Annotated in this window: 9 protein-coding genes; 7 read left to right on the top strand and 2 right to left on the bottom strand. The window is 62.1% G+C overall.

Annotated elements, in window-relative coordinates:
* Nucleotides 1-5: 5 nt before the first annotated feature.
* Nucleotides 6-1,040 carry an Ldh family oxidoreductase gene (locus NFU04_RS00895; RefSeq protein ID WP_251307653.1) on the bottom strand — a complete coding sequence of 345 codons (1,035 nt, stop codon included), beginning with the start codon at nt 1,038-1,040 and terminating at the stop codon, nt 6-8.
* 387 nt (nt 1,041-1,427) lie between these two features.
* Between NFU04_RS00895 and NFU04_RS00890 the strand changes: the two genes are divergently transcribed.
* From NFU04_RS00890 to nhaC, 7 genes are all read left to right on the top strand, one after another.
* Complete coding sequence (locus tag NFU04_RS00890) at nt 1,428-2,363, top strand: 4-hydroxyproline epimerase (RefSeq protein WP_251307652.1); 936 nt, start codon at nt 1,428-1,430, stop codon at nt 2,361-2,363.
* A gap of 120 nt (nt 2,364-2,483) precedes the next feature.
* Nucleotides 2,484-3,431, top strand: a complete 948-nt coding sequence (locus NFU04_RS00885) for a dihydrodipicolinate synthase family protein (RefSeq protein ID WP_251307651.1) — start codon at nt 2,484-2,486, stop codon at nt 3,429-3,431.
* A gap of 124 nt (nt 3,432-3,555) precedes the next feature.
* Entirely contained in the window at nt 3,556-4,560 is a 1,005-nt protein-coding gene (locus NFU04_RS00880) for an Ldh family oxidoreductase (protein ID WP_251307650.1), read from the top strand.
* A 70-nt stretch (nt 4,561-4,630) separates the two neighbouring features.
* On the top strand, nt 4,631-6,208 hold the full coding sequence (locus NFU04_RS00875; RefSeq protein ID WP_251307649.1) for an aldehyde dehydrogenase (NADP(+)): 1,578 nt from the start codon (nt 4,631-4,633) through the stop codon (nt 6,206-6,208).
* A gap of 109 nt (nt 6,209-6,317) precedes the next feature.
* Nucleotides 6,318-6,989 carry a GntR family transcriptional regulator gene (locus NFU04_RS00870; RefSeq protein ID WP_146803626.1) on the top strand — a complete coding sequence of 224 codons (672 nt, stop codon included), beginning with the start codon at nt 6,318-6,320 and terminating at the stop codon, nt 6,987-6,989.
* A gap of 627 nt (nt 6,990-7,616) precedes the next feature.
* Nucleotides 7,617-8,936: an NAD(P)/FAD-dependent oxidoreductase gene (locus tag NFU04_RS00865; protein ID WP_251307648.1), complete on the top strand. Its 1,320-nt coding sequence runs from the start codon at nt 7,617-7,619 to the stop codon at nt 8,934-8,936.
* Nucleotides 8,937-9,001: 65 nt separating this feature from the next.
* Complete coding sequence (gene nhaC, locus NFU04_RS00860) at nt 9,002-10,408, top strand: Na+/H+ antiporter NhaC (RefSeq protein WP_251307647.1); 1,407 nt, start codon at nt 9,002-9,004, stop codon at nt 10,406-10,408.
* A gap of 146 nt (nt 10,409-10,554) precedes the next feature.
* Here nhaC and NFU04_RS00855 read toward each other — a convergent pair whose 3' ends face one another.
* The gene (locus NFU04_RS00855; RefSeq protein ID WP_285835097.1) at nt 10,555-11,457 is read right to left on the bottom strand and encodes a LysR substrate-binding domain-containing protein; all 903 of its coding nucleotides are present in this window, start codon (nt 11,455-11,457) and stop codon (nt 10,555-10,557) included.
* Nucleotides 11,458-11,465 lie beyond the last annotated feature (8 nt).

Here is an 11,465-nt window from a genome sequence, read left to right as displayed (position 1 = left end):
AACGATCAGCGACGAACAGCCCCTAGCCCCTGGGCCTCCAACCGATCCAGGAGCGCCACCTCCTCCGTGCTCAGCCGAATGCCTTCGGCTCTGGCTAGGCGTCGCGCGGCATAGCGACGCTGTGACGGCAATCGAGCCCCCTGGTCCGCGATGCCCTGCAGGAGTCTCTCCCCGTCGGCGAGCGGATCGCGATCGCGGCCCTGCGAGAAAGCGCTCGGGTCGAAGGCGAGTATCAGCGCGCCGTGGCGCGGCAACAAACGGGTCCCCTCCATGAACTCGCGCGCCTCCTGACTCATGAAATCGCCCAGCATCGCCCCGGCCAGCAGCTCGATCATGGTGGCGATCGCCGACCCCTTGTGCTGGCCGAAAGGCAGCATCGCCCCGGCCAGGGCGGCACTCGGATCGGTGGTGGGCTGTCCATCAGGGTCCACGGCCCAGCCTTCCGGCAACGCCTTGCCTTCGCGCTCATGCAGTTCGATCTCGCCACGGGCCACCAGGGTGGTGGCAAAATCGAAGACGTAGGGGTCCTTCCCAGGACGCGGCCACCCGAAGGCGAAGGGATTGGTTCCCAACAGCGGCGCCCGGCCGCCCGAGGGCGCCATCGCGGCATGGCTCGGACACATAGAGAGCACCGCCAGCCCTTCGCCTGCCAGATCTTCGACCTCGTACCAGAGTGCCGAAAAGTGCACGCAGTCGTTGATCACCAGGGCCGCGAGCCCTTGTCGGCGGGCCCGCTCTATCAGGGTCGGTCGAGCCGCCTCGTAGGCCGGGCTCGCATAACCGCCGCCGGCGTCCACGCGAATGATGGGGCCCTCTCCTGGGCGCACCTCGGGTATCGCATCTGGCGCCACCTTGCCGGCTTTCAATACACGCAGGCACCCCTCGACCCGGTAGATCCCATGGGATTTACAGTTATCGCGCTCGCCGGCGGCAATGACCCGCGCCACCGCCCCCGCCGTCTCGGCGCGAACGCCGCAGTTTGTGAAAATTCGCCTGATGCGCGCTTCCAGCTCGGCAATGGCCATCGTGATTGTCGTCATGGTGATTCCTCTCCTTGCGCCCATTCGGGCAGTCAACAAGCGGATGCCCTGTTCCTCGACCGTGGCAGGTATCCCAAATTGCCGGCATTCGCCGCCGGGCGTTTGGCTTAAGCAGAAACCCGCGGCCCGCCCCGCGAGGCGGCATAGACCTTGGTCTAATCCCTGCTATCCCGGTCTGGCCCACCCCTCGGCGCAAGGCCGCGTCAGATCGGGCGCCCCAAACCGGCACCTCATGCCTTCGTCCGTGAGCCGCTCGATTCGCCAGGAAACATGGCTTCACAAAGCGGCTCGAAGATTGTATAAAATATAAAACCAGACGTGATCGACGCTCGCAACCGCGATGGTCTGGACGACGATCACCACGCAAAGACAAGTAAAGGTGCCCCCATGAAGCGCGTACACGTCATCGATTCCCATACCGCGGGTGAGCCGACGAGACTGATCCTGGACGGCTTCCCCTCCCTGCCGGGGAGCACCCTGGCGGAGAAGCGCGATGCCCTTCGCGAGTCGCATGATGCGTGGCGGCGCGCCAGCATGCTCGAGCCGCGAGGCCATGACGTCCTGGTGGGTGCACTGTATTGCGAACCGACATCAGCGGAAGCGACATGCGGTGTCATCTTCTTCAACAACACCGGCTATCTGGGCATGTGCGGCCACGGCACGATCGGCCTGGTCGCCTCTCTGCACCACCTCGGCCAAATGTCACCGGGCTCGCACAGGATCGACACCCCCGTGGGCCCCGTCGACGCCCTCCTTCATGACGACGGGGCCGTGACCGTACGCAATGTCCTCTCCTACCGGTACCGCAAGCAGGTGGCCGTCGAGGTACCCGGCCACGGGGTGATACACGGCGATATTGCCTGGGGAGGCAATTGGTTCTTTCTCGTCAATGATCACGGTCAATCGCTGGAACTCGAGCATGTCGAGTCACTGACCCGCTTCACCTGGGCCATTCGCCAAGCCTTGGAGAACCAGGCAATCACCGGCGAGAACGGTGAGCCGATCGATCATATCGAGCTGTTCTGCGATGACCCCGAGGCGGACAGCCGCAATTTCGTGCTCTGCCCCGGCAAGGCCTATGACCGCTCGCCCTGCGGCACCGGCACCAGCGCCAAACTGGCTTGCCTGGCAGCGGACGGCAAGCTGGCCCCCGGAGAAACGTGGCTGCAAGCCAGCATCTGCGGGGGGCGGTTCGAGGGATATTACGAATGGGAAGGCGATCGCATTCGCCCCTACATCAAGGGGCGCGCCCACCTGAGCGCCGACAGCACGCTATTGATCGATGAGCAGGATCCCTTTGCCTGGGGCATCGCGGCGTCCTGACGATTCACACCCGCTTGAGATGTGCCGGTATCCACTTTTTACACCTCAGCCCGTCCAGCGCCATCGAAGGCCAGCGGGCTGTCCCCTAGAGACAGAAGAGACCAACCGAAAGGAAATACGATGAGCGACAACATCTTCACAGGCTGCATTCCCGCACTGATGACCCCCTGCACCGCCGATCGCCAGCCGGATTTCGATGCCCTGGTCGCCAAGGGCCGCGAACTGATCGAAATCGGCATGAGCGGTGTGGTGTACTGCGGCTCCATGGGAGATTGGCCGCTGTTGACCGAAGCACAGCGCCAGGAGGGCGTCGCGCGCCTGGTGGAAGCCGGAGTACCGACGATTGTCGGCACCGGCGCGGTCAATAGCCAAGAGGCCGTCTCTCATGCCGCTCATGCCGCCAAGGTCGGCGCCCACGGGCTGATGGTGATTCCCCGCGTGCTTTCCCGCGGCAGCTCTATTGCCGCCCAGAAGGCGCACTTTGCCGCCATTCTCGAGGCCGCCCCCGACCTGCCTGCGGTGATCTACAACAGCCCCTACTACGGCTTTGCTACGCGAGCCGACTTGTTCTTCGAGCTCCGCAATCAGTACCCCAACCTGATTGGCTTCAAGGAGTTCGGGGGCGCCGACGATCTGCGCTATGCGGCCGAAAACATCACCTCTCAGGACGAGGACGTCACCCTGATGGTCGGCGTCGACACCACCGTCTATCACGGATTCGTCAACTGCGGCGCCACCGGTGCCATCACCGGCATCGGCAATGCCCTGCCTCGCGAAGTGCTGCAACTGGTCGCGCTCAGCAAGAAGGCCGCCAAGGGGGATGCCAAGGCACGCCGCCAGGCACTGGAGCTCGAAGAGGCTCTGGGCGTTCTGTCCTCCTTCGACGAGGGTGCCGACCTGGTCCTCTACTACAAGCACCTGATGGTGCTCAACGGCGATAGCGAATACGCGCTGCACTTCAACGAAACCGACGTGCTCAGCGACGCTCAGCGCAACTATGTAGAGACACAGTACGACCTGTTCCGTACCTGGTATGCCCAGTGGTCCGCCTCGCTCGATAACGCCTGAAGCGACGGTCCGAACAGGTTCCACGAGGGCACGCCGCAGACACTCACACGGCGTTGACCGCTCGTGTCTCACCTCGGCCCGGATAGCGGGCCGAGGTATTCCCATCACTCGCTAGGAGTCCTTCATGCGTCGCATGAGTCTGGAAGATGCCACCGCTTTGGCCGAGGCCGTGCTGAAAGGCCAGGGCTTCAGTGACGATCAGACCCGTGTCCTGACCCAGGCGGTCATCGCGGGTCAACGCGACGAATGCCATTCTCACGGCCTATATCGCCTACTGAACTGCGCTTCTACCCTGGCCGCCGGCAAGGTTGTCGCGGACGCGACCCCGAAGGTCGACGACCAGGCCCCCGGGATCGTGCGCGTGGATGCCGGGGGCGGTTTCTCACAGCTCGCCTTCGAGGCGGGCCTGCCGGTGCTCGCGACCAAGGCTCGGGAGCAGGGCATCGCCGCCTTGGCGATCAATCACTGCGTGCATTTTTCGGCGCTGTGGGTCGAGATCGAGGCAATCACCGACCTCGGCCTGGTCGGCTTGGCATGTAACCCCAGCCACGCTTGGGTCGCCCCCGCCGGCGGCAGTCGCCCTCTGCTCGGCACCAATCCCCTGGCTTTCGGCTGGCCGCGCCCGGATGGCAAGCCACCGTTTATCTTTGACTTCGCCACCAGTGCGGTGGCGCGCGGCGATATCGAGCTGCATCGACGCGCAGGCAAGCCGCTTCCCGAGGGCTGGGGCATCGACCGCACGGGTCAGCCCAGCCAGGATCCCGCCGCCGTTCTGGACGGCGCCATGCTCACATTCGGCGGCCACAAGGGGTCGGCCCTGGCCACCATGATCGAGCTGATCGCCGGACCGCTGATCGGGGACCTTACCAGCGCCGAATCCCTGGCCCATGACAACGGCGCCGGCGCCTCGCCCTATCACGGTGAGCTGATCCTGGCGATGGATCCCGCTCGCTTTCTCGGCGAGCACACCGCCCAGCACATGGCCAAGGCCGAGACCCTGTTCTCGTCGATCATCGACCAGGGCGCCCGCCTCCCCTCTCAGCGGCGCTACGAGGCTCGCGAACGCACACGCAAGGAGGGGATCGCCATACCGGAGGCTCTCTATCAGGAGCTGGTGCAGCTGATGTGAGCGCGATGATCGCCTCCTCCATCCCGTTTCTAAACCCTCAAGGTTCTCCCCTCAAACCAAGGAGATGAGCATGACATTGGAAGGCAAGATGCTGATCGGCCAGCAAGCCGTTCCAGGCCAGCGCGATGCGATCCACGCCATCAATCCGGCGACCAACGCGCCACTCGAGCCCGCCTATTTCGGCGGCACTCGGGAAGACGTCGAGCAGGCCTGCGAACTGGCCTGGGCCGCCTTCGACGGCTACCGAGAGACTGCGCTGGAAGCACGCGCCGGCTTTCTCGAAACCATCGCGGATGAAATCGAAGCATTGGGCGACGCCCTTATCGAGCGCGCGGTCGCCGAGTCCGGCCTTCCCCAGGCCCGCATCCAAGGGGAGCGTGGGCGCACCTGCAACCAGCTACGGCTGTTCGCCAAGACCGTGCGCGCCGGCGAATGGCTCGATGTGCGGGTCGATCCGGCCATGCCGGAACGCCAGCCCATGCCGCGGGCCGATCTTCGCCAGCGCCACATCGCGCTGGGTCCGGTCGCGGTCTTCGGCGCCAGCAACTTCCCGCTGGCCTTCTCGGTGGCCGGCGGAGATACCGCCTCGGCCCTGGCCGCGGGCTGCCCGGTCATCGTCAAGGCTCACTCTGCCCACCCGGGCACCAGCGAGCTGGTTGGTCGGGCGATCCAGGCAGCGGTCAGGCGCTGCGCACTGCCCGAGGGCGTGTTCTCGCTGATCTTCGGTTCCGGGCGTGAAGTCGGTCAGGCGCTGGTGGCGAACCCCCGCATCAAGGCGGCCGGTTTCACCGGCTCACGCAGCGGCGGCCTGGCACTTTGGCACATCGCGCAGTCTCGCCCCGAGCCGATTCCCTTCTATGCGGAGATGAGTTCCATCAACCCGGTCTTCCCGCTGCCGGCGGCCCTCGAGGCACGCGGCGCCAACCTGGGTGAAGCTTTCGTGGAATCGCTGAACATGGGCGCCGGGCAATTCTGTACCAATCCCGGGCTGGTGGTCGCCATCAAGGGGCCGGCGCTGGATGACTTCATCGCCGCTGCGCGACAGGCCGTCGAGACTAGTGCCTCGCAGACCATGCTCACGCCCGGTATCCATCAGGCCTATGAGAATGGCATGCAGCAATTGGCCAACAGCGATAAGGCCCGGGAAATCGCCCGCGGCCGGCAAGGCGATGGCCCAAACCAGTGCCAAACCGCCCTCTTCGTGACCTCGGCATCCGATTTCCTCGGCGATGAGTCGCTACAGGCGGAGGTCTTCGGCTCCACCTCTCTGGTGGTAGAGTGCAGCGATGCCGAAGAACTCCAGCGGGTCGCAGAGCGGCTGGAAGGGCAACTGACCGCCACCCTGCTGATGGATGACGCCGATCTGGATGCCGCACGCGCCCTGCTGCCGGTGCTCGAGCGCAAGGCCGGCCGCATCCTGGTCAATGGTTGGCCCACCGGGGTCGAAGTCTGCGACACCATGGTTCATGGTGGTCCCTTCCCGGCGACGTCGGATGTCCGCACCACCTCCGTGGGTACCGCGGCCATCCTGCGCTTCCTGCGCCCCGTCTGTTATCAGGACCTGCCGGATGCACTGCTTCCCGAGGCCCTCAAGGCGAGCAACCCTCTGGCCCTCAAACGGCTGGTTGATGGGCAGCGCGAAGCCTGATTCCTTGCTGGCCGGGCCGCTCTCTCGGTGAGAGAGCGGCCTACAGTCATGGACTTTCAATGTGGCTTGTATAAAATGTGCGATAACACTTGTTAGGTAAATGCAAGCCATGGCGACATTCAAGACACGCGCCCAATTCGTGGCCGACGATTTGCGCAAGCGAATCCTTGGCGGTGAGTTCAAGGGCGGCACTCAGCTGCGACAAGATGCGCTAGCCAAGGATTACGATGTCAGCCGTATCCCCGTACGAGAGGCCTTGCTGACCCTCGAATCCGAAGGGCTGGTAGAGTTTTACGCCCACCGTGGTGCCTTCACCACGGAACTTTCCGTCAGCAAGATTCGAGAGCTTTTCGAGTTACGTACGCTACTGGAGACATATGTTCTCAGGCATGCGATTACCAGGCTCAGCGACGCAGACCTCAAAAAAGCCGAGGAGATTCTCCGAAAATACGACGAGGCGCTCAATTCTGGCGGAGAAATCGATAACTGGAGCGAGTACAACTACGCCTTCCATCTGGCACTTTACGAACCCGCCGAGCTGCCCGAGACGCTCTCACTCATCAGCCAGCTGAATACCAAGTCGGATCGCTACATCCGCATGCAGCTTCTCTATACCCAAGAGATCGAAAAAGCCGAACGAGAGCACCATAAACTGCTGGATCTGGCTCGCCAGGGCGACGCCGACAAGGCATGCGATCTCCTGAAAACGCATATCCAGGAAGCCTGTGAGGGAATCGTCGAACTGCTCGAGGAGCGAGCGAGACGCGCCGAGAAGACCTGAGCCTCGGCGACGCCTTCTCCATGGTTTGTGATTCCCCTGACAATGCCGGCCAGATGCCCTCGTAACAGCAGGGCTTTATATGAATGCAAGCCGAGAAAGGCATACCTAGGCTCTGTACGAAAACTGCCTGCGCTCGCCAATACGGCGTTAAAAGTCGGCTCAAAGTACTCATTTACACCCCGTAAACTCGTACGCGAGCCCGGTCCGTCTTTTCGCCGATTTTTGCCTTGTCTGGCCATCGCTCGCCGACTTTTCGTACAAAACCTAGCCGTGATTACTCCCCATAGACGATAAGCCGCTCTCAGTGATGTTCTTCTTGCCATTTCCAGCCTTCGAGTGGACTGGCTAAAGCCCCCCTAGTCATGCTGAACCTGCCCTCCTTGCCACACCTTGCCGGGCAGTGATCAGCGGCTCAGGGTACCCGACATCCCTGCATCGATGCAGGCTCAGCCCCGCCGTCTCTTAGTCAGCCCCACCATCGGCGGTGACATGGTGTCGATGGTCCCTTGGCACGCCCACGATATTTTCTTTCCTCGAGCCATAGACTTTGGTCGACACCCGTATTGCAGGTGCCAGCGCCATAACTTATATTTTATACAATCGACAAAGAGGAAGTAAGGAATGCCCATGGCCTCACAGGATCCAGCAGCCGGCAACGCCAAACCTGATTGCGACATCGTCGTCATTGGTGCCGGCATCATCGGTATTGCCTGTGCCCTTTCCCTGAGTCGACTGGGCTGGCGTGTGCTGGTGCTGGACAAGCAAGAACCCGGCATGGGGGCCTCATATGGCAATGCCGGGCACATGGCAACCGAGCAGGTCTTCCCCATTGCCGATGCATCAATCCTGATGCGCCTTCCCAAGATGTTGATGGATCCCATGGGGCCGCTCCGCCTCGACTGGCGGCACTTTCCCAAGGCCTTGCCCTGGTTTGCTCAACTGCTCTGGAACCTTCGTCCGGCGCCCTATCAGGCCAGCGTGGCCGGCATTCGGTCTCTCAACGAGGCCAGTCTTTATGCATGGCACAGGCTACTCGACTCGGTGAATGGCGGCCACTTGCTGAAAAAAGAAGGCTCTTTCTTGATCTATGAAGACGAGCGCTCTCGGGAGGCGATCGACGTCCTCGAGTCACGCCTGGATGCCCAGCAGGTGGCGACAGAGTACTGGCAGGGAGACGCCGTCCGAACAATCGCACCGCAACTCTCCAAGCGCATCAAGGGTGGCCTGTTCTTCCCGGAAACCGCCCATGTCGTGGACCCCTGGCAGGTAGTCGACACCCTGACGAAGGCTGCCAAGGCCAATGGGGTGCGGTTTCAGCGAGACGAGGTGCTCACGGGAAAGGTCGACGATCGAGGCGTCAACCTGAAAATGGCGAACTCTTCCGCTATCCGGGCCGACAAGGTCTTGGTGGCATGTGGCGCCCACTCGGCCCCTCTCACCACAGCCCTCACCGGCACCAGGGTGCCTCTCGATACCGAGCGGGGCTACCACCTGATGTTGCCCCGCGAGAAAGAGCGCCTGCCGGTGGCCATTACCTCGCTGGAGCGACGCTTCATCATGACGCCGATGGACGAAGGCCTGCGCCTGGCGGGCACCGTCGAGTTTGCCGGCCTCCATCGACCGCCCAACATGCAGCGAGCCTGGCAGCTGCATCGACTGAGTCAGGGGCTGTTCGAGAGCGATCTCGACACGGCCGACGCTAGGCCATGGATGGGCTTTCGGCCGTCACTTCCGGACTCGCTACCCATCATCGATAGCGCGAAAGACGGCAAGGTCCTGCTGGCTTTCGGGCATCACCACCTCGGCCTCACCCAAGCGGCGGTGACGGCAGAGCTTATCGCAAACCTGGCCATACAAGGAGACAGCCCCACTTCTTCGACCCCGCATTACCAACCCGATCACAAGCCCTATCGACTCACCCGTTTTTCTTCATACCCCTCAGAATAAATCGGTAGAACAATTCCAGAGGAAACATCATGTCCACTGCAATGACGCCTGCAAGGCTACCTAGCATGACCGAGGTCCTTGCCATCATGATCGGCTTCATCGCCATCATGTTTCTCAGCATCAATGTACTTCAGCTCCCCATACAGCTCGCGCTTTTTGCCTCCTGGTTCCTGGTCATGGCCCTGGGGCTCAAGCTAAAGATCGACTATGAGACCATGCAGGATGGTCTTATCAACGGTATCCATAATGGCATGGAGGCCGTACTGGTTCTCACCACCGTTGGCGCCCTGATTGGCACCTGGATTGCCGGGGGCATCGTGCCCAGTATCATCTACTACGGCCTGTCGGTGATGAATCCTCAGATCTTCCTCTTCGCGGCCTTTATCATCTGCGCCCTGACCTCGCTGGCCACCGGCACCTCCTTCGGGACCGTCGGCACCGCCGGTGTCGCCATGATGGGCATAGGCCACAGCTTTGGCATTCCGCTGCCCCTGGTGGCCGGCGCCGTTATCTCGGGCGCCTATGTGGGCGACAAGATGTCACCGCTTTCCGACACTACGGTGATGACCGCCTCACTGTGCAAGGTCAACCTGGTGGATCATATCCGTTCCATGATGTGGGTCAGTGTGCCGGCTATCGCTATCGCGTCGGTGCTGTTCCTGATCGTCGGTTTCTTCTATATCAGCGGCGATGTGGATACGAGTCGTGCGACCATCGCCATGCAGGCACTGGAAACACACTTCATCATCAGCCCCTGGCTGCTGTTACCGGCCGCCATCGTTATCCTGCTGTTGACACGACGCTATCCCGCCATCCCGGTTATCACCTTCGGTGCTATGCTGGGGAGCATCTGCGCCTGGTGGGCCCAGGATATCAGCCCGATCGAAGCCATCCGGATCGCCTACGTCGGCAACGCCATGCAATCCGACGTCGAGTTCCTCAATACCTTGCTCAACCGGGGGGGCATCCAGTCCATGCTCGGGGTAGTCGCCCTCATCCTGTTCGCCCTGGGACTGGGTGGCCTGATGGAGAGGGTCGGCATTCTCAAGGCTATCAGCAACGGCTTCCTGCGCTGGGCCAACAACTCGGGCCGCCTGACGCTCTCGACCATGCTGGGCGGCTTCTTCGGGAACTTCTTCGGCGGTGCCGCCTATGTCTCGTTGATCACGGCCAGCACCATCACCGAAAAGAACTATGACGACCAGGGCGTGGACCGGCGCGTGCTGTCGCGCAACGCCGAGGCCGGTGGTACCATCACGACCCCGATGGTCCCCTGGACAGATGGCGGCGTCTTTATGGCCACTACGCTTGGGGTCTCGACGCTGACCTACCTGCCCTTCCTCTGGTATCACATGCTGGTGCTTGCGCTCGCCCTCTTCTACGGCTACGCCAATATCGCCATCTGGAGAACACCACCGACAGCTAAGGCTGACCAGGAATTGGCGAAAAGCCGCCATGCGAGTGCAACATAACAGCCTGTACTCGTACGGCTAGGCCTTAACCAGCGATACCGAGCGTCACTAACCCTTATATCAAGAAAATCCAACGCCTGAGTTTTGTTTTTTACGAAGCTCAGGCTCACCTTTTAAATCAAAAGACCGAAACAGAACACGCTGGCTCAGACGCGCATGGCGAGAAATTGAGCTCGAAAGGCCTCGATAAAATCCTTCGCCAGGCTCGAGAGGGGCTGCTCTCGGGGCGTCAGCAGATAAAACGTATCGCCCAGATCGGCCTCGAAGGGACGGATCGCTATGTTTTGGCCCTCGAATCCGCGAGCATTCAGGGGGTCAATGATCGCGATGCCAGCACCCTGCGCCACCAGGCGAGCCGCCTGCAAGGCCAGAGACACTTGCAGCTGTCGCTGTGGACGCACAGCTGCCGCCTCGATCAGCCGATCAAGGGCCTGTCGAGTCGGATCCCGCGGCTCATAGGAAATCAGTGGTTGGCCGTGTAGATCCTTGATACTCACTTTCGCCTGTGCCACCAGCGGATGATCCGCGGGCAACAGACAGACACTCTCGAGGCGAAACGCCTCACTCTCCACGCGTTCGTCGCCTCCACCCAGCATGGCAAAGCCAAGATCGGCGCGTTGGGTCACCACATCCTCCAGCACTTGCTCGGAACGGAAGGTAGCGAGTTCGGCCTGGGCCTCTCCGTGCTGTTTGGTGAAAGCCGCAAGCACATCTGGCAAGAAGGTCATGCCCAGTAGCGGCATGGCACTGATGCGTAGCCCGCCCATCTCACGCTCTCTGATGCGCCTGGCCGTGGTGCGCAACTCCTCCAGCCCGCTCCATACGCGAACCAGCTCGCGGTGAAAGAGTCGTGCCTCGGGGGTCGGCACCAAGCGTCCACGCCGCCTCTCAAACAGGGCGAAGCCGAGATCATGTTCGAGCTGCTTGAGCAGGCGAGTCACGCCGGGCTGCGCGATAAGCATGCGCTGGGCTGCTCCCGAGACGGTCCCGCAGTCCATTACCTGCTGGAAGGCCTGCAACTGACGATCGCTTAGTCGCGGTGAGTCCATAACATTAC

Origin of the sequence: Halomonas sp. NCCP-2165 (assembly GCF_023708045.1) — a bacterium.
Lineage (GTDB): Bacteria > Pseudomonadota > Gammaproteobacteria > Pseudomonadales > Halomonadaceae > Bisbaumannia > Bisbaumannia pacifica.
This window is presented reverse-complemented; position numbering and strand designations above follow the sequence as displayed.

What these genes read in the sequence shown, in the direction of transcription:
- NFU04_RS00855 (WP_285835097.1), bottom strand. Translation starts at nt 11,457, where the DNA reads ATGGACTCACCGCGACTAAGCGATCGTCAGTTGCAGGCCTTCCAGCAG.
- NFU04_RS00880 (WP_251307650.1), top strand. Translation starts at nt 3,556, where the DNA reads ATGCGTCGCATGAGTCTGGAAGATGCCACCGCTTTGGCCGAGGCCGTG.
- NFU04_RS00870 (WP_146803626.1), top strand. Translation starts at nt 6,318, where the DNA reads ATGGCGACATTCAAGACACGCGCCCAATTCGTGGCCGACGATTTGCGC.
- NFU04_RS00865 (WP_251307648.1), top strand. Translation starts at nt 7,617, where the DNA reads ATGGCCTCACAGGATCCAGCAGCCGGCAACGCCAAACCTGATTGCGAC.
- NFU04_RS00890 (WP_251307652.1), top strand. Translation starts at nt 1,428, where the DNA reads ATGAAGCGCGTACACGTCATCGATTCCCATACCGCGGGTGAGCCGACG.
- NFU04_RS00885 (WP_251307651.1), top strand. Translation starts at nt 2,484, where the DNA reads ATGAGCGACAACATCTTCACAGGCTGCATTCCCGCACTGATGACCCCC.
- NFU04_RS00875 (WP_251307649.1), top strand. Translation starts at nt 4,631, where the DNA reads ATGACATTGGAAGGCAAGATGCTGATCGGCCAGCAAGCCGTTCCAGGC.
- NFU04_RS00895 (WP_251307653.1), bottom strand. Translation starts at nt 1,040, where the DNA reads ATGACGACAATCACGATGGCCATTGCCGAGCTGGAAGCGCGCATCAGG.
- nhaC (WP_251307647.1), top strand. Translation starts at nt 9,002, where the DNA reads ATGACCGAGGTCCTTGCCATCATGATCGGCTTCATCGCCATCATGTTT.